Origin of the sequence: Sphingomonas kyungheensis, from assembly GCF_037120395.1 — a bacterium.
GTDB classification, from domain to species: Bacteria; Pseudomonadota; Alphaproteobacteria; order Sphingomonadales; family Sphingomonadaceae; genus Sphingomonas; species Sphingomonas kyungheensis.
The window spans coordinates 1-19,673 of the sequence record NZ_JBBBDM010000003.1 but is presented as its reverse complement, the minus strand read 5'-3'; the positions used below and the strand labels follow the sequence as shown (position 1 = coordinate 19,673).

General features: G+C 69.9%; 21 protein-coding genes and 1 other RNA gene. 11 read left to right on the top strand and 11 right to left on the bottom strand.

The features are described 5' to 3' along the window. Positions 1 to 14 precede the first annotated feature (14 nt). Positions 15 to 683, bottom strand: a complete 669-nt coding sequence (locus V8201_RS07855) for a spermidine synthase (RefSeq protein ID WP_037534897.1) — start codon at positions 681 to 683, stop codon at positions 15 to 17. A gap of 141 nt (positions 684 to 824) precedes the next feature. Between V8201_RS07855 and V8201_RS07850 the strand changes: the two genes are divergently transcribed. Then, positions 825 to 1,175: a DUF6481 family protein gene (locus tag V8201_RS07850; RefSeq protein ID WP_037534898.1), complete on the top strand. Its 351-nt coding sequence runs from the start codon at positions 825 to 827 to the stop codon at positions 1,173 to 1,175. A gap of 247 nt (positions 1,176 to 1,422) precedes the next feature. On the opposite strand, the gene V8201_RS07845 is transcribed toward V8201_RS07850, so the two are convergent. Both V8201_RS07845 and V8201_RS07840 read right to left on the bottom strand, forming a co-directional pair. Further along, a complete protein-coding gene (locus tag V8201_RS07845; protein WP_336544936.1) occupies positions 1,423 to 5,541 on the bottom strand; it encodes a translocation/assembly module TamB domain-containing protein in 4,119 nt (1,372 codons plus the stop codon). Continuing rightward, positions 5,538 to 7,463, bottom strand: coding sequence for an autotransporter assembly complex protein TamA (locus V8201_RS07840; RefSeq protein ID WP_336544935.1), 1,926 nt, complete (start codon positions 7,461 to 7,463; stop codon positions 5,538 to 5,540). The genes V8201_RS07845 and V8201_RS07840 overlap by 4 nt, the downstream gene beginning before the upstream one ends. A 165-nt stretch (positions 7,464 to 7,628) precedes the next feature. Between V8201_RS07840 and V8201_RS07835 the strand changes: the two genes are divergently transcribed. Then, on the top strand, positions 7,629 to 8,390 hold the full coding sequence (locus tag V8201_RS07835) for a ThuA domain-containing protein (protein WP_336544934.1): 762 nt from the start codon (positions 7,629 to 7,631) through the stop codon (positions 8,388 to 8,390). 30 nt (positions 8,391 to 8,420) lie between these two features. On the opposite strand, the gene V8201_RS07830 is transcribed toward V8201_RS07835, so the two are convergent. Continuing rightward, on the bottom strand, positions 8,421 to 8,645 hold the full coding sequence (locus V8201_RS07830; RefSeq protein ID WP_037534901.1) for a hypothetical protein: 225 nt from the start codon (positions 8,643 to 8,645) through the stop codon (positions 8,421 to 8,423). A 144-nt stretch (positions 8,646 to 8,789) separates the two neighbouring features. Between V8201_RS07830 and V8201_RS07825 the strand changes: the two genes are divergently transcribed. Beyond that, the gene (locus V8201_RS07825; RefSeq protein ID WP_200870427.1) at positions 8,790 to 8,960 is read left to right on the top strand and encodes a hypothetical protein; all 171 of its coding nucleotides are present in this window, start codon (positions 8,790 to 8,792) and stop codon (positions 8,958 to 8,960) included. On the opposite strand, the gene V8201_RS07820 is transcribed toward V8201_RS07825, so the two are convergent. Beyond that, complete coding sequence (locus V8201_RS07820; RefSeq protein WP_336544933.1) at positions 8,961 to 9,578, bottom strand: S24 family peptidase; 618 nt, start codon at positions 9,576 to 9,578, stop codon at positions 8,961 to 8,963. 92 nt (positions 9,579 to 9,670) lie between these two features. On the opposite strand from V8201_RS07820, the gene V8201_RS07815 reads away from it, so the two are divergent. The 8 genes from V8201_RS07815 to V8201_RS07780 all read left to right on the top strand — a co-directional run bounded on the left by V8201_RS07815 (position 9,671) and on the right by V8201_RS07780 (position 15,474). After that, positions 9,671 to 9,847 (top strand): hypothetical protein, encoded by a 177-nt coding sequence (locus tag V8201_RS07815; protein ID WP_200870428.1) that lies wholly within the window; start codon positions 9,671 to 9,673, stop codon positions 9,845 to 9,847. Beyond that, entirely contained in the window at positions 9,844 to 10,140 is a 297-nt protein-coding gene (locus tag V8201_RS07810) for a hypothetical protein (RefSeq protein ID WP_336544932.1), read from the top strand. Before V8201_RS07815 ends, V8201_RS07810 begins: the two co-directional genes overlap by 4 nt. Positions 10,141 to 10,164: 24 nt before the next feature. After that, the gene (locus V8201_RS07805) at positions 10,165 to 10,947 is read left to right on the top strand and encodes a tryptophan 2,3-dioxygenase (RefSeq protein ID WP_037534904.1); all 783 of its coding nucleotides are present in this window, start codon (positions 10,165 to 10,167) and stop codon (positions 10,945 to 10,947) included. Between the two features lie 58 nt (positions 10,948 to 11,005). After that, positions 11,006 to 12,190, top strand: a complete 1,185-nt coding sequence (locus tag V8201_RS07800) for an acyl-CoA dehydrogenase (protein ID WP_336544931.1) — start codon at positions 11,006 to 11,008, stop codon at positions 12,188 to 12,190. Next, complete coding sequence (locus V8201_RS07795; protein ID WP_336544930.1) at positions 12,187 to 13,323, top strand: CaiB/BaiF CoA transferase family protein; 1,137 nt, start codon at positions 12,187 to 12,189, stop codon at positions 13,321 to 13,323. Before V8201_RS07800 ends, V8201_RS07795 begins: the two co-directional genes overlap by 4 nt. Positions 13,324 to 13,364: 41 nt before the next feature. Next, positions 13,365 to 13,916, top strand: a complete 552-nt coding sequence (locus V8201_RS07790) for a (2Fe-2S)-binding protein (protein WP_336544929.1) — start codon at positions 13,365 to 13,367, stop codon at positions 13,914 to 13,916. 92 nt (positions 13,917 to 14,008) lie between these two features. Beyond that, a complete protein-coding gene (locus V8201_RS07785) occupies positions 14,009 to 14,752 on the top strand; it encodes an RcnB family protein (RefSeq protein ID WP_336544928.1) in 744 nt (247 codons plus the stop codon). Between the two features lie 2 nt (positions 14,753 to 14,754). Continuing rightward, on the top strand, positions 14,755 to 15,474 hold the full coding sequence (locus V8201_RS07780) for a 2OG-Fe(II) oxygenase (protein WP_373276467.1): 720 nt from the start codon (positions 14,755 to 14,757) through the stop codon (positions 15,472 to 15,474). 18 nt (positions 15,475 to 15,492) lie between these two features. On the opposite strand, the gene ffs is transcribed toward V8201_RS07780, so the two are convergent. The 6 genes from ffs to bamA form a co-directional block, all read right to left on the bottom strand. Further along, positions 15,493 to 15,590: signal recognition particle sRNA small type (gene ffs / locus V8201_RS07775), an RNA gene on the bottom strand. A gap of 46 nt (positions 15,591 to 15,636) precedes the next feature. Then, the gene (locus tag V8201_RS07770; protein WP_336544927.1) at positions 15,637 to 15,957 is read right to left on the bottom strand and encodes a PilZ domain-containing protein; all 321 of its coding nucleotides are present in this window, start codon (positions 15,955 to 15,957) and stop codon (positions 15,637 to 15,639) included. Between the two features lie 48 nt (positions 15,958 to 16,005). After that, the gene (gene rpmE, locus V8201_RS07765; protein WP_037535430.1) at positions 16,006 to 16,239 is read right to left on the bottom strand and encodes a 50S ribosomal protein L31; all 234 of its coding nucleotides are present in this window, start codon (positions 16,237 to 16,239) and stop codon (positions 16,006 to 16,008) included. 181 nt (positions 16,240 to 16,420) lie between these two features. Further along, the gene (gene fabZ, locus V8201_RS07760) at positions 16,421 to 16,903 is read right to left on the bottom strand and encodes a 3-hydroxyacyl-ACP dehydratase FabZ (RefSeq protein ID WP_336544926.1); all 483 of its coding nucleotides are present in this window, start codon (positions 16,901 to 16,903) and stop codon (positions 16,421 to 16,423) included. Positions 16,904 to 16,914: 11 nt separating this feature from the next. Then, positions 16,915 to 17,646, bottom strand: coding sequence for an OmpH family outer membrane protein (locus V8201_RS07755; protein ID WP_037535428.1), 732 nt, complete (start codon positions 17,644 to 17,646; stop codon positions 16,915 to 16,917). Next, positions 17,646 to 19,673, bottom strand: a 2,028-nt coding sequence (gene bamA / locus V8201_RS07750; protein ID WP_336544925.1) for an outer membrane protein assembly factor BamA, incomplete at its 5' end; no start/stop codon positions are given. The genes bamA and V8201_RS07755, both read right to left, overlap by 1 nt.

Here is a 19,673-nt window from a genome sequence, read left to right as displayed (position 1 = left end):
GCCGGTTGCACGACTCAGCGCGGCACCGCAAACCAGATGGTGTGCATCGCGCCCTTGCCGTTGCTGCGCGCGCGGACGGTGACCTCGTCGACGGTGAAGCCGCCCTCGCGCAGCCGCCGGGCGAACGCCGCATCCTTCGCCGCCGACCAGATGGCGAGCACACCGCCGGGGGTCAGCGCCGCGCGCGCCGCGGCGAGGCCGCGCGCCGCATAGAGCCGGTCGTTGGCGGCGCGGACCAGCCCGTCGGGTCCGTTGTCGACATCGAGCAGGATCGCGTCATAGGCGCGCGGGGCTGCGGCGATCACCTCGGCGACGTCGGCGAAGGTGACGGTGACGCGCGGATCGTCGAGGCAGCCGTCGGTCAACGCCGCCATCGGCCCGCGCGCCCAGTCGACGATCTGCGGCACCAGCTCGGCGACGGTGACGCGCGCCTGCGGCCCCAGCCGGCCGAGCGCCGCGCGCAGGGTGAAGCCCATGCCATAGCCGCCGATCAGCAGATGCGGCGCCGGCCGCCCCAACCGCTCGATCGTCATCGTCGCGAGCGCCTCTTCCGATCCGCTCATCCGGCTGTTCATCAGCTCGTTGCGGTCGAGCACGATCATGTAATCGGCGCCGCGCCGGAACAGCCGCAGCGGCTCGCCGCCCGGCACCTCGGCGGTGTCGATCAATTCGCGTGGCGTCATCGCGGCTCCCTTCGCGTGCAAAGCCGGCGCTTTATCGCGGCTGATGGCGCGCCGCGACGGGCGTTTTTGCCAATTCGGGCGTTTTGCAGTAACGGCCACCGCCGAGACACTCTCACAATCGACAGGATCATCACGCCTCACATGTCAGCCTACAAGCCCCAGACGTTCCAGGAGCGCGCCGCGCTGTCCGCCAAAGCCAAGCAGGCGGCGCTCGAGAAGCTGCGCGCCAAGCCACCGCTCGACCCGGCGATCGTCGCCGCCCGTGTCGCCGCCGCCGAGGCGAAGGAAGCCGCGCTCGCCAAGGCGCGCGCCGAGAAGCAGGCAGCGCGCGAGCAGGCGATCGCCGAGAAGAAGGCCGCCGCCGAAGCCGCCGCCCTCGCTGCGGCCGAAGCCGCCGCCAAGGCCAAGCCCAAGATGCCGACCGAAGCCGAGATGAAGGCGGCGCGCGACGCCCGCTACGCCGCCCGCAAGCAGCGCGCCGGCAGGAAATAACGCGACGTCCTCCTAGCCTGTCGAAGCGGCAGGGCATTTACCTGCCCTTCGTCAGGTCAAGGTGAGGCGGAAGAGGCGGCGAACGCCCCACCTTCGTTTGCGCTGAGCCTGTCGAAGCGCACTGTCCCACAAGGGCGCGCGCCTGCGGAGACCCGCCTTTCGACAGGGTCAGGGCCAATGGTCAGATGACCTCATCCCCTCCTTGCACTGTCGGTCGAGGCGCCGCGGGGCGAATGGGTCCCCCGCCTTAATAATCCTTCGACACCCGCACGTTCGCGCTCTGCCGCCCGAGCGTCGAGATGCTCGACAACAGCGACAGCCAGCGCGTCACCTGGAACTCGACCTGGGTCGCCGAATAGCCCTGCCCGTCGGTGACGATCTCCGCATAGAGCCGGCGCGTGACGTATTTGCCCGCGGCGATCGACGTGCTCTGCCCGGTCTGCGGATCGGCGGGCAGGATGCGCAGCCGGTCGAGTCCCGCGGCGCGGCGCACCGCGTTGATCGGGTTGAGGCCGTTGCCGCCGTTCTGCAACGCCGCCACCGCCGCGGCGAGTTGCAACGCCTCGGGCGCGGACAATTTGGTGATCGAGGTGCCGAACAGCAGCCGCGACAGCAATTCGTCCTCGGGCAGCGCCGGCGTGCTGGTGAAGCCGATCTCGGGCTTGAGCGCGGTGCCGGTAACGCGGATCGTCGCGGCAAGGCCGGTGCTGTCGGCATTGGCCTCGATGTCGAGCACCGGATTGGCCGGCACCTCGCCGGCGAAGCGGATCACGCCGCGCGACAGCTGGAACTTGCGCCCGGCGAATTCATAATCGCCGCGGATCATGTTCGCCTGGCCGGTGATCGCCGGATTGCCCGGCTGGCCGGCGATGCCGAGGTCGGCGGACCATTCGCTCGACAGGCCGAGGCCGCTGACGATCACCTTGTCGGGCGCGCGCGCCTTGATCGCCAGCGTCCACGGCGTGACGGGCGTATCATCCTCCTCGCCGCCGTCGGGCAGGTTGATCTCGCGGACGTTGAGCCGCGGCAGCGCCGCCGCCGCGCTCGCCTGGCCGAGCCGGTAGCGGCTGCGGTTGAGCACGATGTCGCCGGCGATCGTCCCGCCCTTGCCGTCGGAGGTGAAGGTGAGCGGGCCGGTGACGGTCGCGCCGATATCGTCGCGGTTGATCATCACCGCATGATCCGCCTGAAGCTTGAGCGCGAGGCCGATGCCGTGCGGCGCGGCGAAGTCGAAATCGCCGCTGCCGGCGACGCGGCCGCCCTTGCCGGCGTCGGCGGTCAGCCGGTCGATGACCAGCCGCGATCCGTTGAAGCGGCCGTTCGCCTGGACGTTGGTCAGCACGGTGCCGGTGTTGGCGCTCTCGATCCGCGCGCCATTGGCCTGCAGCACGCCGCGGATCAGCGGCGCGCCGATCCGGCCGCTGACGTCGGCGCCGATCGCCACCGGGCCCGACAGGTCGAACAGTTCGAGCCCGGTCAGCCGCCACACCGTATCCGCCGGCCCCGAATAGCGCAGCTGCGCGAACAGCGGCGCCGCCGCGATCCGGCTGGCGAGGTCGCCCGAGCCGAGCGGCTTGAGCAGCGCCTGCGCGCGGCCGATCGTCTTGCCGCCCGACGCCATCACCACGCGCACGCCCAATCGGTCGGCGGAGAGGATGCCGGCGAGACCGAGGTCGATCGGCCGCGACGACAGCACCAGCCCGGCGCGGCTCAGCCCGCGGACGGTCAGGTTGGCCTTGCCGGTCGGCGCCCGATCGGCGCCGGTCGCATAGCTGAACGTCCCCGACGCGGTGCCGCCGAGGCCGAGCCGCGGATAGCCAATATCGAGGATCGCCAGCGGCATGCCCGTCAGCGCGGCGTCGAGCGACAGCGCATCCGCAGCATAATGGCCGCCGACCTCCGCCTCGCCGCCGGCGAAGCTCAGCCGCGTCGGCGCGAGCCGCCAGCCGTCGCCCTCACGACGGATGTCGGCGGGCGCGAGCAGCCGCAGCGGGCGGCGGTCGAGCGTGCCCTGCGCGGCGACGGACAGATGATCCTGCGCCACCTGCGTCACCGTCTGGATGTCGAAGGCGCGCCCGCGCGATCCGGCGATCGACGCGCGCACCTCGCCGACGCCGCCGCGCAGCTTCGCCGTGCCGGCGAAGCGCGCGAGGCTGAGTCGCCCGAGCCGCACGCCCGCACCGCTGGTGGTGAGATCGAGCGCGGTGCCGGCGGGATCGAGCAGCAGCGCCGCGTCGACGCGGCCGCGGCGCAGCGTCGCGCTGCCGAGCTGCGCGTCGGCCGCGCTGAGATGCGTCTCGATCCGCTGCACCGTGCCGACCGGGCGGAACAGCAACTCGCCCGCCAGCCCGCCGCCCGCCACCGCGAGCCGCCCGGTGAAGCCGCCATGGCCGATCGTCAGCCTGCCGCTCGCCGCGGTGCCGCTCACCGCCAGCCGGTCGACGACCAGAATGTCGTCGACGCCCGGCGGCAGCAGCAGGATCGATCCCGCCAGCGTGAACGGCCCGAGCCGCGATTCGCCCGCGGCGCGATAGGTGAAGCCGCTCGCCGTCGGATCGAGATGCGCGCGCACCTGCGACAGGCCGAGCGCCGCATTGGGGCTGGCGAATTGCAGGTCGAGCGTCGGCCGGTCGATCTTGCCGTCGAGCCGCAGCACCACCGGGCCATAGGTGGCATGTCGCCCGCTCGCCTCGATATGGAAGGTATCGTCGGGACGGCGATAGCCGTTGCCGCGCAGGCTGAGCAGCGGCGAGGTCAGCACCATGTCGGTGAAGCGCAACAGGCCGTCGGGGGTGCGTTCCAAGCCGGCGCTGATCCGCGGCAGGCCGCCGGTCAGGCCGCGCAGGAAGCCATTGTCGAGCCGCACGACCTGCGCCGTGCCGCGCCCGACGATGCGCGTGCCGCGCCCCCCCGCCCCCGGCACGACGCGCAGGTCGGAGCGCAGGTCGACGATGCCGAGCCCCTTGATGAACAGACGGTTGAGCGTGCCGTTGAGCCCCACCTCATAGCGGCCGGTGGCGAGATCGAGCGCGACCATCAGCCGCCCGTCGAGCTGGTCCGAGCGCAGCCGCAGCGAATCACCGGTGAGCAGCGAGCCCTTCAGCATCAGCGGCCCGTCGAGGCTGAAATGCCGCAACACGCCGCCCGCGACGGTGCCGACGCCGGTGACCTGCGCCGCGGTGAAGCGCGTCGGCAGCACGAGCTGCCGCTGGCCGAGCCGGCCGCTGCCGGCGAGCCGCACCTCTTCGAGGCCGGTCCGGTCGATCGCCAGCCGGTCGGCGCGCAGCCGGTAGTCGAAGCGGGCGCTGCGGAAATCGCCGTCGATCACCGCGCGCGCGGCGACGCCGCTGCCGGTCATCGCCGGAATGATCGCCGCCGGCCGCAGCAAACGCGCGCTGAGCCGCAGATTGCGCCACGCCCCCGCACCGAGATCGGCGAGGCCGGTCGCCTCCAGCGCCAGCGCCGGGCTGCGCAGCGTCAGCCTGCCGTCGAGCCGCCGGTCGGCGAAGCGCGCCTGCCCCTGCACGCGCAGCCGCGGTGCGGCGAGCCGCAGCGCCGCGCCGCTCAGCAGACCGGTCGGCACCAGGTCGCCCGCCAGCGTATAGCGGCCATCGTCGGCAGCGAGCGCGAGATCGAGCGCGCGCGCGCTACCGATCCGGCCGACCGCCCGCCCGCGCCAGCGCGTCCAGCCGCCCGACCCGTCGATATCGAAGGCAACGGCACGCCGCAGGCCGAGGCTGCGCGACAAGACGCCGCCGGCGCGCCCCGCCGCGCTGGCATCGAGATCGAAGCGACCGGCATCGGGCTCGGCATCGAGGCGCAGCGTGAGCCGATCTGATCCGGCGACGCTGGCGGCGAGCCGCACCAGCGCACGGCCGCGGCGGATGTCGGCCCGCCCGGCGATACGCCCGACCCGCGCGGTGCCGAGCACCGGCTTGGCGAGCACCAGCCGCTCGACGTCGAGCGCGCGGATGCGGATGTCGAAATCGGGCAGGATCGGCCCGGTGCGCGGCATCGCCCGGGTATGCGGCGCGTGGAACAGCACCGCCCGCGGGATCGCCAGCCGATCGATGATGAGCTGATGCCGCAGCCAGCGCCATGGCGACCAGTCGAGCGCGACGGTCGGCGCCTGCACCAGCAGGCCGTCGAGATCATAGACGCGCACGTCGCTGAGCCGCGCCCGGTCATAGAGCGAGCCGTCGATCCGCCCGATGGTGAAGCGCAGGCCGTTGGCGGTGCGGATCGCGCCGATCCGCTGCGCCACCCAGCGATGGCCGACGCCGGTATCGACCACCGCCAGCGCCAGCGCCGCAAGCGCGAGCAGTCCGGCGAGGGCGAGCGCGATCCGGCGCAGCGCGCGGCTCAAAAGGCCTGCCCCAGCGAGACGTAGACGGCGATGCGGCTGTCGCCCGGCTGCGGATTGAGCGGCGTGCCGATGTCGAAGCGGATCGGGCCGAAGTTGGAGTAATAGCGCACGCCGACGCCCGCGCCATATTGGAAGTCGCCGAGCCCCGGCACCGCGCTGGTATAGATGGTGCCGCCGTCGAGGAACGGCACGATGCCGAAATTGCCGAAGGCGCGCACCCGCGCCTCGATCGAGAATTCGGCGAGGCTGCGCCCGCCGATCGGATCGTTGTTGACGTCGCGCGGCCCGATCGCCTGATAGCCATAGCCGCGCACCGACGCGCCGCCGCCGGCGTAGAAGCGCCGCGACGGCGCGATGCTGTCGCGCGAGGCGCCGAGGATCGAGCCCAGCCGGATCCGCTCGGCGAGCACCAGCCCGCGCCGCGCCGGCTGATAGGCGCTCGCGTCGATCTGCACGCGCGCATAGCCGAACGCGTCGTTCTCCAGCGAGAATTCCGGGCTGACCCGACCGCCGAGGCGGAAGCCGCGGGTCGGGTTGAGCAGATCGTCCGATCCGTCGTAATTGAGGCTGGTCGGCGCGGCGGCGATATAGAAGGTGCGGCGGCGCGGCTCGCCGGTCGCGGCGATGACGTCGCGCTCGTCCGAACTCAGCACCTCGCCGCCGAGCGACCAGGTCCAGGCCTTCTGGAAGAAGATCGTCGTCTGCCGCTCGATATTGGCGGCGACGGTATAGGTCTTCGCCTCATAGGCATCGCGCTGGACGTGGCTCGCGGAGATCTGCGCGGTCAGCACGCGGTCACGGTCGCCGAAATTGTTGCGGCGGAAGACGACGCTGCCGAGCTGCTCGCGCGTGCCGAGCACGCTGCGCAGGGTGAGCGCGCCTTCGGGCGGGAACAGGTTGCGATGCGTCCAGTTGAGTTCGGCACGCGCGCCCTCGCCGGTGCCATAGCCGAGCTCGCCGGCGATCGTATGCACCGGTGCGGCGCCGAGCTTGACGCCGATGTCGACCACCCCCGGCGCGTCGGCCGGGATCGGCTTGACCTCGACCGAGGAGACCAGCCCGGTCTGCACCAGCGCGCGGCGCAGATCGTCGAGCGTCGTCGCGTCGAACGTGTCGCCGGGGGCGAGCCGCGAAATCTCCTGGACGTGATCGGGGCCGAAGACGCGGTTGCCCGGCAGCGCGACAAACTTGCCGAACCGGCTTTGCGCGCCCGGCGCGACCTGGAGGTCGAGCGTCGCGGTCTTGCTGGCATGGTCGACGACGATCTGCGGTTCGCCGACATCGGCGAAGGGGAAGCCGGTCTGGCCGATCCGCGTCGTCAGCCGCGCGGTGCCGGCGACGATCGCATCGGCATCGACCGGGTCCGAAGGTTTGACCCCGAACGCCTCGCGCAGCGGCGCCGCCTTGTCGCCCGCCGCGGCAAGACCGCCGAGCGTTACGTCCCTGAGCCGGTACAGCGTCCCCGGTTCGGCGGCGAGCACGACGAGCGGCTTCGTCCCCGGCTCGACCCGCGTCGTCACCCGTGCGTCGTAATAACCCGCGCCGCGCAGCAGCGTCTGCAACAGATCGGCATCCTCGCGCGCGCGGCGATCGAGCTGCGCGGCGTTGGCGGCGCTGCCGTCATTGGCGCTGAGCGTCGACAATTCCTCGAAGCGCTTGCGCAGCAACGGCGTCGCGCTGGTGTCGATGCCGTCGATCCGCCACGCATAGCGGCGCTCCGCGGCGCCGTCGGTCGCGGCGGCAGTGGTGCCGGCGGGATCGTTGCCGAGCTCTGGCCAGGCGACGCCGATATCGGGCAGGGGCGCAAGCGGGGCATTGGGATCGAGCGGCACCTCCGCCGGTGCCGTCTGCGCCGCCGCCGGGCCGGGAAGAAGGAGCACGGCAGTCGCGCCAAGCCCGAACCACCCCAAACGCAACAGCATGGCGCCGTCCTAGCGTGCGTCGCCGGCCTGCAACAGTCCCATATCCGGCGGTTTCGGCCTCAATCGGCCCCGCTTATCGTTCGCCCGGGCGCGCCGCCGCGGCAGCCGCCAGCCCGACCAAAGTGGCGCTTGCCTCGGCCCGCCACGCGCGCGAAGCCGGAAACCATGAGACCGATGCTGACGATCGCCGCGCTCGCCGCGACGCTGACCGCCGCCCCCGCCGCGGCGGAGGACCAGTTCAAGCTGTTGGTGATCGCCGCGCCGAGCACCTACCATTACGAATATATCCCGGTCGCGCGCGACAGTATCGAACGGCTGGCGCGGCTGCATGCCTTCGCCGTCACCTGGTCCGCCGACGGCGCACCGTTCGACGGCGACCTCGGCCCATATGCCGCGGTGATGTTCCTCAACACGCCGCCCGAGACGCTGAGCGAGCCGCGCCGCCGCCGGTTCGAGGCCTATATGCGCGGCGGCGGCAATGCGATGGTGGTGCACCGCGCCGCGATCGTCCCGGCCGCCGCCTGGCCGTGGTATGAGCAGATGGTCGGGCGCAGCTTCGTCAACCACCCCAAGCTGCAGACCGCAGCGGTCACCAAGCTCGACCCGCGCTTTCCCGCGACCTTCGCGCTGCCCGACCGCTGGATCTGGAGCGACGAATATTACGTCACCACCAATCCGTATCGCGTCACCATCCACCCGGTGCTCGGCGTCGACGAGACGAGCTACGACCCGACGCTGATCTGGCCCGGCCAGGTCGGCCGGCCGATGGGCAAGGACCATCCCGAGGCCTGGTATCATACGTACGAAAAGGGCCGCGTCTTCGTCACCCTGCTCGGCCACAATGCCGACATGTACCGGAACGGGCGATATCTGGATCACCTGCTCGGCGGGATCTGGTGGACCGCGACGGGGCGCGGGATCGGCTGAGACCGGCATGCGGCGCTGCTGGCGCCGCGCCTAGTGCACCGTCCCCACCGCCGTATCCGCCACCAGCAGCGCGACCAGCCGGCCGGTCTGTCGCCAGCGGCAGAAGTGGACGACATTGCCGATGTCGCGCATCCGCCCGGCGCGGATAGCCGCCTCGACCGGCGCGTCCTCGCCGAAGCGGGCGATCAGGTCGGTCGCCTCCGCCACCTGCTGTGCGTCGTCGAGGTGGATGGCGATGGCGGGATCGGTGTGCATCCCCGTGCCGTTACACGCGCCGTGCCATATGGTGAGGATGCGCGGAACTGGCGGAGGACGATGGTAAACCGCCGCCGCGTCGCCGTCCCGCCCGTCCCGTCGGGGGACGCTGGCGTCTCGCCGCGGGACGTGGCAGGGACGGGCATGGCCGAAACCCCTCCCTCCGCCGCGGGCGGCATCCTCGTCGCGATCTGTTCGATCGGGGGTGCGATCGTCGGCCTCATCCAGGGGCAGGTGACGATCGGCTTTCTCGCCGGGCTGGCGATCGGCGCGGCCGGCGCGATCGCGGTGTGGCTGCGCGACAGCCGCCGCTGATCAGCGCGGCGCGCGCATCAGCCAGACGACGCGTCCGATCACCTCGACCGCCCCCGCCGGCACCGGCGGCGCAGCGGGATTGTCGCTGGTGACGGTGATCCGCCCACCCCGCCGCGCGACGCGCTTGACCATCACCGTGCCGTCGATCCGCACGACGTGCACGCGCGGTTGCGCATCGGGGCGCGCACGGGCGCGGTCGACGACGATCAGATCGCCGTCGATCAGCCCCGGCTCCATCGAATCGCCCCGCACCCGCACGATCGCCGCCATGCCGTCGCGCAGGCCGAGCTGCGTCGCCAGCGCCGGATCGAGCGCCGCCGTGCCGAGCACGATCTCGGTATCGACGAACGCGCCCGGCCCCGCCGAGGCGGCGACGTCGAGCCGCGGCAGCGGGAACAGGCGCGGCGCGGCCGGACCGCCCAGCTCGCTGTCCGCCACGCCGAAATAGTCGCTCAGCCGCCGCCGATCGTCGTCGGCGAGCCGGCGTGGCGATCCGCGCGCGACGAACTGCTGGAGATAGGCATCGTTGCGCCCGAGCATCCGCGACAGCGCGGCGAGGCTGTCACCACGCGCCGCGGCAAGGGCGGTCAGCCGCCGGCGGGGATCCTCCGCGTCCATCGCCCGCGACCGTATCGTAGGAAATTTTCCTAGACAAGTTGGAAAGACAGGAACAGATCAGGAACGTAATCGCCGGACTCGGGAGGGAAGCCATGTCATTGCTGCTCAGGATCGATCGCTATCTCCGCCGTTCGCGCATGTCGCGCAGCGAGTTCGGCAAGCGCACCGTCAACGACCCGCGACTCGTCACCGACATGGTGCGTGGGCGCGTCGTCGGCCCGTCGGTCGAGGCGCGGATCATCCGGTATCTCGACGGAGCGGGGGCATGATGCACATGACGCTGCCGCACCGCCGCCTGCACCGCGCGCTCGCCGCGAGCGCCGCCTGCCATGGCCTGACGTTCCATCCGCTCGGGCTGCACGAACGCCCCTGGTCGAGCGCGACCTTCACCGGCGTGCGCCTGACGATCGACCTCGCCATCGCCGGCGGCGACGCCGCGGCGTGGCTGGACGCTCTGCCCGAGGAGGATCTGCCCGTCCCCGCCGCGATCGTCGCCGACCTGATCGTCACGCGCCGCCGCGGCGACCGCGCGACGCTGGAGGTGCTGCTGCTGGAGCAGTGAGGCCGGTTGCGATAGGCTGCCGCGATGACGATCACCTATCGCAGCTACCTGCGCCTGCCCGAGCTGCTCGACCTGCAATCGCCGCTCAGCGGCGTGCATGACGAGCTGCTGTTCGTGACGATCCACCAGGCGTCCGAATTGTGGATGAAGCTCTGCCTGCACGAACTGGGCGAAGCGCGGCGGCGGATCGCGGCGGACGATCTGCCGCCCGCGCTCAAGATGATGGCGCGGGTCAGCCGCATCCAGACGCAGCTGATCCAGTCGTGGGAGGTGCTGGCGACGATGACGCCCGCCGATTATGCCGCGATGCGCGGCAGCCTCGGCCAGAGTTCGGGCTTCCAGTCGGATCAATATCGCTGCCTCGAATTCATCCTCGGCAACCGCAATGCGGCGATGATCGACCTGTTCGACGAGCCGGCGGTGCGCGAGCGACTCGCCGCCGAACTCGCCGTGCCGAGCCTCTATGACGAGGCGCTGCGCCTGCTCGCGCGCCGCGGCCTGCCGGTGCCGGCCGAGCGGCTGGCGCGCGACTTCACCGTCACCGCGCCGCCTTCGCCGGCGGTCGAGGCCTGCTGGGCGACCGTCTATGCGCAGCCGCACGCCTATTGGGACCTGTACGAGCTGGCCGAGAAGCTGGTCGACCTCGAATATCACGTCCAGCTCTGGCGCTTCGGCCACCTCAAGACGGTCGAGCGGGTGATCGGCTTCAAGTCGGGCACCGGCGGCACCGCGGGCGTGCCCTATCTCGCCCGCGTCGTCTCGCACCGCTTCTTCCCCGAGCTGCTCGACGTCCGCACCAGCCTGTGACGCAGGGCTTGCCCCGCCCCGCCTTCCCCCGTACCGCGCCTTCCAAAAGGAGATGATGATGGCGGGCATGGGCAAGTTCGACTGGGCCGATCCCTTCCTGCTCGACGACCAGTTGAGCGAGGACGAGCGGATGATCCGCGACACCGCGCGCGGCTATGCGCAGGACCGGCTGGCGCCGCGCATCGTCGCCGCCTTCCGCGACGAGCATACCGATCCGGCGATCTTCCGCGAAATGGGCGAACTCGGTCTGCTCGGCCCGACCCTTCCAGAAGAATATGGCGGTGTCGGCGCGAGTTACGTCGCCTACGGCCTCGTCGCGCGCGAGGTCGAGCGGATCGATTCGGGGTACCGCTCGATGATGAGCGTCCAGTCGAGCCTCGTCATGTATCCGATCTTCGCTTATGGCTCCGAGGAGCAGAAGCGCAGCCTGCTGCCGCGCCTCGCCAGCGGCGAGTTCATCGGCTGCTTCGGCCTGACCGAGCCCGATGCCGGCTCCGACCCCGGCGGGATGACCACCCGCGCGCGCAAGGTCGACGGCGGCTACGTCCTCAATGGCGCCAAGACCTGGATTTCGAATTCGCCGATCGCCGACGTCTTCGTCGTCTGGGCCAAGTCGGACGCGCATGGCGGCGCGATCCGCGGCTTCGTCCTCACCAAGGGAATGAAGGGCCTGTCCGCGCCCAAGATCGAGGGCAAATTGTCGCTGCGCGCGTCGATCACCGGCGGCATCGTGATGGACGATGTCGAGATCGGCGACGATGCGCTGCTGCCGCATGTCGAAGGGCTGAAGGGCCCGTTCGGCTGCCTCAACCGCGCGCGTTACGGGATCAGCTGGGGCGCGCTCGGCGCCGCCGAATATTGCTTCCACGCGGCGCGCCAATACGGCCTCGACCGCAAGCAGTTCGGCACGCCGCTCGCCGGGCGGCAGCTCTATCAGAAGAAGCTCGCCGATATGGAGACGGAGATCGCGCTGGGCCTGCAGGCCAGCTTGCGCGTCGGGCGGCTGATGGACGAGGGCCGGTTCGCGCCCGAGATGGTCTCGCTGGTCAAGCGCAACAACGTCGGCAAGGCGCTCGACATCGCCCGGGTCAGCCGCGACATGCACGGCGGCAACGGCATTTCCGGCGAATATCAGGTGATGCGCCACCTGATGAACCTCGAAACGGTCAACACCTATGAGGGCGCGCACGACGTCCACGCGCTGATCCTCGGCCGCGCGATCACCGGGATTGCGGCGTTTTGAGCGAGGCGGCGGGGCGCGCGCATCCGCTCGCCGGCCTCAAGGTGCTCGAGCTGGCGCGCATCCTCGCCGGCCCCTGGGCGGGGCAGGTGCTCGCCGACCTCGGCGCCACCGTCACCAAGGTGGAGAGCCCCGCCGGCGACGATACGCGCAGCTGGGGCCCGCCCTTCGTCGACTATCCCGACGGCGGCCGCGACGCCGCCTATTTCCACGCATGCAACCGCGGCAAGACCAGCCACGTCATCGACTTCACCACCGCCGCGGGGCAGGCGCAGGTCCGCGCGCTCGCCGCCGGGGCCGACGTGCTGATCGAGAATTTCAAGGTCGGCGGCCTCGCCAAATACGGCCTCGATTATGCCAGCCTGTCCACGCTCAATCCCCGCCTCGTCTATTGCTCGATCACCGGCTTCGGGCAGGACGGCCCCTATGCGGCGCGCGCCGGCTATGACTTCATCGTCCAGGGAATGAGCGGGATGATGGACCTGACCGGCGATCCCGACGGCGCGCCGCAGAAGATCGGCGTGGCGATGGCCGACATCACCACCGGCCTCTATGCGGTGATCGCGATCCAGGCGGCGCTGGCGATGCGCGAGCGGACCGGGCGCGGCCAGTGGATCGACATGGCGCTGCTTGATTCGATGACCGGCGTGCTCGCCAATCAGGCAGCGAATTATTTCGCCAGCGGCGTCACTCCGGCGCGCGTCGGCAACGCCCACCTCAACGTCTGCCCCTATGCGGTGTTCGAGACGGGCGACGGCTGGTTCATCCTCGCGGTCGGCAACGACGGCCAGTTCCGCCGCTTCTGCGCGATCGCCGGGATCGACGCCGACGATCCGCGCTATGCCAGCAACGCGCTGCGCCTCGCCAACCGCGAGGCGTTGTTCGCGCAGATCACCGCGGCGACGCGGACCTTCGCGCGCGACGATTTGCTCGCGCGCCTCGCCGCGGCCGGCGTGCCGGCGGGACCGATCAACTCCGTCGAACAGGCGCTTACCGATCCGCAGATCGCCGCGCGCGGCCTGGTGATCGGGTCGGACCCGATCCGCGGCCTGCGCACGCCGATCCGCTTCTCCGACGCCGCGCTCGCCTGCGACCGCCCTGCCCCCCGGCTCGGTTCGGGCGATGACGAGCGGTGACGGTCTGGCGACATGCCGGGCTTTGCGGCTAAGGGCCGGACATGGCGCGCCTTACCGTCAACAACCAGCCGGTCGAATATCGCCTCGATCCGGAGACGCCGCTGCTCTGGGCGCTGCGTGACGCATCGAACCTCACCGGCACGAAATATGGCTGTGGCAGCGGCGATTGCGGCGCCTGCACCGTCGATGTCGACGGGCGGGCGGTGCTGTCGTGCCAGGTCGCGATCGGGCGGATCGAGGGCAGCTTCGTCACCACGATCGAGGGCCTGTCGCGCGAGCGCAACCACCCGTTGCAGCTCGCCTTCCTCGCCGCCAACGTGACGCAGTGCGGCTTTTGCATCCCCGGCATGCTGATGGCGGCGTCGGTCCTGCTCAACCATCGTCCCGACCCGAGCGAGGCGGATATCCGCGGTGCGATCCGCAACCTGTGCCGCTGCGGCGTCTATCCGCGGCTGATCGAGGCGATCCAGCGCGCCGGCCGTGCCGCGCGGGGTGAGGAGACGATCCCCGCCGGCGCCCGCCCGGGTATCGACCCGGCCGATGCGGCGCGCGTCGTCCGAGCTTTGGTCCCGCCCAAGCTTTCGCAACGCTGACAGAGGTATTCAGCTTCGTCACAGCGGCTGTGGTGCAAGTATCGGTCATCATCCGGGCCGGCTCGTGCGCCGGCGGACGAGGACGAAGGACGATGAAGACCGTGATCAAGGCGCTGCTCGCCGCATCGATGCTGATGCCCGTGGCGGCACAGGCGCAGGATGGCCGGCGCAACTGGGATCAGCGTGGCCCCGACGGACCCGGCCGCCCCGGCCCGCGGCCGGATGACCGCGGCCCACGGCCGGACGACGGCGGTCCGCCCCGCGTCGCCGATCGTGGCTGGCAGGGCCGTGGAGATCGCCCCGCCCCCGCCCCCGATCGTCCCCCCGCCCCCGATCGCGGGCCGGGCGGTGATCGCGGTCCCGCCGCCGATCGCCCCGGACCGAATCGTGGCCCCGGACCCGACCGCGACGGCCCGCGCTGGGCCAATCGCGGGCCCGGCGACGATCGCGGCTGGGATCGCCGCCGCGACGACGGTCCGCAGCGACGGGACTGGCAGGACGGCCGGCGCCTCGCCGAGCGGGGCGGCTGGGACCGCGGCTGGCGCAACGACGGCCGTTACGACTGGGGCGACCATCGCGCGAGCAACCGCGGCGCTTATCGCCTGCCGCGCTATTACGCGCCGTCCGGCTGGGGGCGCGGCTATCGCCGCTTCGGTGTCGGCGTGTCGCTGTCGCCGGTGCTGTTCGGGCGCAGCTATTGGATCAGCGACCCCTATGCCTATCGCCTGCCCGAGGCCTATGGCCCCTATCGCTGGGTCCGCTATTATGACGACGCGCTGCTCGTCGACCTGCGCAGCGGTCAGGTGATCGATACGGTGTACGACATCTTCTACTGAGCATGTTGTTTTTGTCGGCGGGCGACGGCATCTCTGCTGCCATGTTCGCCCGCCGCAAGAAAGCGCCCGCCCCCTCGCCGCTCCGCCAGCAAGCCGGCGTCGCCGTCGCGCAGCGGCTCGACGCCAATCCGGCGGTGACCCGCGCGGAGGTGCCGGCGATCCAGATCTATTATCATCTCGACTTCCTCGACGCAGCGCAGTGCGAGACGCTGGTCGCGATGATCGACGCCAATCGCCGGCCCTCGTCGCTGCTCTCGGATCGCGCCGATCCCGGCTTCCGGACGAGCGAAAGCTGCGACATGAACCGCTACGCCCCCGAGGTGCAGCCGATCGACGAGGCGATCGCCGGGCTGCTCGGCCTCCCGGCCGATCACGGCGAGACCCTGCAGGGCCAGCGCTACGCCCCCGGCCAGCATTTCCGCGCCCACCACGATTATTTCCACGAGACCGAGAGCTATTGGCAGCAGATGCAGGCGTCGGGCGGGCAGCGCACCTGGACGACGATGATCTACCTCAACGACGTCGCCGACGGCGGCGCGACCTGGTTTCCGCAGGCGGGGTTCAAGATCGCGCCGCGTCGCGGGCTGCTGCTCGCCTGGAACAACATGAACCCCGACGGTACGCCCAATACCGCGACGCTGCACGAGGGGACGGCGGTGGTGGAGGGGACGAAATATATCGTCACCAAATGGTTCCGCGAGCGCTCCTGGCTCAAGCGGTAACGCCCTTGCAGCGATGAAGAGGGTGGGAGCCGGGACGACCCGCGGCGAAATCGTTGCGGCTGCTTCCTTCCGGACCTGACCGGGTTGGCGACGACCACGTCCGCCCGACTCCCGCGCAAGCCTATGGCGACGTCGGCGGGCGGGATCAAGAGCCGAGTTACGTCAACGCCCTGCGCGATTGAGCGCGACCAGCCGCTCGAACACCTCCGGATCGAGCGCCGTCATGAAGCGGCAGCCGGCGGCGAACTCCTCCGCCCAGCGCACCTCGGCGGCAAGCGATCCCGCCTCGGGCAGGGTGAGCCAGATCATGCTATGGGGGATGAGGGGGCAATAGGTCAGCAGGCGGGCGCCGTGGATCGAAATGTCGACCACCTTGCACAGGGTGCGGCGCGCCTTGCCGATATCGCCGTCGATCGACACCGGCGCGCGCTCGGCGACACGCCGACCGTGCGACACTGCAGGTTCGAACTCTGCCGCGAACATAACCTATGGTCGTAACCGACCATGGTTATGTTCGGGTAAATACGTGTCTTAGCTCTTGCGCAGGGTGAGCCCGCCGCCGAACCGCTTGTTGAAGCGCGCGACCTGGCCGCCCGCGTCGAGCATCGTGCCGCGACCGCCGGTCCATGCCGGATGCGCCAGCGGGTCGATGTCGAGCTGCATCGTGTCGCCTTCCTTGCCCCAGGTGGAGCGGGTCTCGAACACGGTGCCGTCGGTCATCTGCACCTTGATCATGTGATAGTCGGGATGGGTATCTTTCTTCACGCGTCTGCGCTCCTGATGTGGCTGGTTCCGACCAGCCTTTGCGAAGCGGCGCCCGTAGAGGAGCGCCGCGGTAAAGTCAAAACGTGATGCTTTCCCCGTTCGCACCGCGCCTGTCGGAGGACAGGTGGGATTCACCTGCCCCCCTCGGGGGTCACGGCAGAGGGGAAAGCCGGTTCGCCGCCTACGCCTTGGGCGGATCGGCGATCATTGCGGTGAAATTCGCCTCGGCGACGATCTGCCCGTCGATCCGGGCGACGCCGGCGAATTTGCAGACCGAGCTGCGCTTCTGGACGAAGCTGACCTCGAGCCGCAGCAGCACGCCGGGTTCGACCGGCTTGCGGAACTTCGCGCCTTCGATCGCCATGAAATAGACGAGCTTGCCCGATCCGGCGAGACCGAGGCTCTCGACCGCGAGGATGCCCGCGGCCTGCGCCAGCGCCTCGACGATCAGCACGCCCGGCATGATCGGCCGGCCGGGGAAATGCCCCTGGAAGAAGCCTTCGTTGATCGTCACCGCCTTGATCGCCGCGATCGACCGGTCGAGGAGCAATTCCTCGACCCGGTCGACCAGCAGCATCGGGTAGCGATGCGGCAGCGCCGCCATGACCCGCCCGATATCGAGCGGGCCGAGGGTACGGCCCTGCGCTTCGGTGTCGTCGCTCACCCGGTTGCGCCTCAGCGGCCCTGCGGGGTCGCGCGCGGCGTCGCACCGGCGGCGGGGGCCGGGGTGCCGGCGGCGGGCGCGGGCGCACCGGCCTGCTGACGACGCGCGGCGTTGGCGTAGACGAGCTGGCGGTACTGCTGCAGCAGCTCAACGGTCTGCTGCTGCGGCTGCCAGTTGGCCGGCGGGGTGATCGAGACGGTCGGCGTGCTGCGGTCGATCTCGGCGATGATGTCGCGGGTCACGTCGGTCGCCGGCGGCGCATATTGGATCGCATTGGGCGCGAGCACGATGCTGATCTTCTTGGCGGCGACGACGGCGCGCAGCGCCGGGTCATATTTGGCGGTGACCTGCTCGAGCGCATAGGCCTGCGCCTTGATCGCCGGGCCCTGCGCGGCCTCGATCGCCGGCTGCGCCTTCGCCTGCGCGGCGCGGACCTGGTTGGCGACCGCGCCATTGCCTTCCGCCGCGGCGGCCTCGGCCTGGCTGATCTGGCCGTCCTTGTTGGTGTCGAGCAGCGTGCGCAGCTGCGTGTTGAGCGTGTTCTGCGCCGCCGCAGCCTGATCGAGCTGGGCCTTGTAGGTGGTCGAGATCTGCTGGTTGGCAGCATCGAACGCCTTGGCGCTGAAGATCGCCGCATCGGCCTGCGCGGTGGCGATACCGGCGGTCTGCGCGGTCGCCGCACCGGCAAGCGCGATCGAGGCGCCGGCGAGCGCCGCCAGCGAGGTCTTGGTGATCGTCTTCATTAGAACTGAGTCCCCACATTGAAGGTAACAAGCTTGGGATCGTCACCCTTTTGCGTGACGAGCGCCTTGGCAAGATCGATCCGCAGCGGACCGAAGGGCGATGTCCAGTTGACGCCGATGCCGATGCTGACGCGCGGCGTCGGGCTGCTGCCGTAATAGGTTTCCTTGAACGGCGAGATCGACGCCTGATAGGAGATGGCGTTGGTCGACGAGCCGGCGCAGGTGCCGCCCAGCGTCGCCGAATAACCGATCGCGCAGGTGGTATAGGTACCTGCCCCGGTCGCGGCGTCGGACGGCACCTGATACAATTGCCGACCCGACGAATCGACCAGCAGCCGCTGGATCGGCAACACCGTGGTGTTGCCGTTGGCATCGGTGATCGTCGGGAAATTGGCGGTCGGCAACGGCCGCGTCAGCCCCCACAGGCTGCCCGCCTGGACGTAGATCGACGGCCGCAGACCGAGCTCGCGCGCACCGGCGCCGAGCGGAATCTCCAGCTCGGCGCGGGCGAGGTAATAGGCCCGGCCGCCGAGCGCATCGTCGACCAGCTGGTTGCGATCGGTGACGAGAATCTGCTTCCCCGTCGTCGTATCGACCGTATAGGCCTGCCGCTGCACGCGCGGGCCGACGCCGCGGATATCGAAGCCGCGGAACTGCGGTTCGCCGAGATAGAAGCGGTCGGTGATGCGGATCCGGTCGACGCCGGGGCCGCGGCTGCCTTCGAGCGAATGGATATAGCCCGCCTCGCCGACCAGCGAGCCGATGAAGCCCGAGCCGACGTTGACGAACTTCGATCCTTCGACGCGGGTGCGGATATATTTGACGTCGCCGCCGAGCCCGGCGAAATCCTGGCTGAAGCTGAACCGCTGGCCCGCGGTCGGTCGCAGACGGCTGTTGAGGCTGTCGTAGATCAGCGAATAACCGACCGACGAGGTCCAGCGATTGCCGATCGCCTCGCACAGATAGCGGCCGGCCTTGAGCGGATCGCAGGCGCCGTCGGTGAAATAGGTCGCCTCGTCGAGTCCGACCTCGTCATAGGACAGGCCGTAGCGGCCGGCAAGCGACCAATATTCGGTCAGCGGCACACCGGCGCGCACCTGGAAACCGGTCGACACCTGCGAATAGGTCGTCTGCCGCTGCGTACCGATATAGTTGAAGGAATTATAGTCGCGCCGGAACACGTCGACGCCGATCGCGACGTTCTTGTCGAACAGGTACGGCTCGGTGAAGCCCAGCTCGACCGACTTTGAATAGGTCGAGTAATTGACGCCGGCGCGCAGCACCTGGCCTTTGCCGCGGAAGTTGTTCTGCGTGATATTGGCCTGGATGATGAAGCGTTCGAGGCTCGAATAGCCGACCGACAGCTGCAGCTCGCCGGTGCTCTTCTCTTCCAGCGTGGTGTCGAGGATGATGCGGTCGGGGGACGAGCCGGGGACCTGCTTGATCTCCATCTTGTCCTGGAAGAAACCCAGGCTGTTGATGCGATCCTGCGAGCGCTTGACCTGGAAGCTGTTGAACGCGTCGCCTTCCGCCAGACGGATCTCGCGGCGGACCACCTTGTCCTGGGTCTGCGTGTTGCCGTTGATGTCGATCCGCTCAACATAGGTGCGCTGCGCCTGCGCGATGTGGAAGTTCATCCCCATCGTCAGCGTTTCGGCGTCGCGGTTATAGTCCGGCTGCACGTCGGTGAAGGCATAGCCGAACAGCCCGGCCGCCTCGCTCAGCTGGTCGATCGAGGTTTCGACCAGCTTGGCGTTATACCAGTCGCCCTTCTTGACCGGCAGCGACGCCGCCAGCTTCTTGTTGTCGAAGTCGCGGATCTCGCTGTCGACGGTGACGTCGCCGAACTTGTAGCGCTTCCCTTCCTCGACCACGTAGGTGATGATGAAGTCGCGTTTGTCGGGGGTGAGTTCCGCCACCGCGCTGGTGACGCGGAAATCGGCATAGCCCTCGGTCAGGTAGAATTGCCGCAGCTTCTGCTGGTCGTAGTTGAGCCGGTCCTGATCGTAGCTGGTGTTCGACGACAG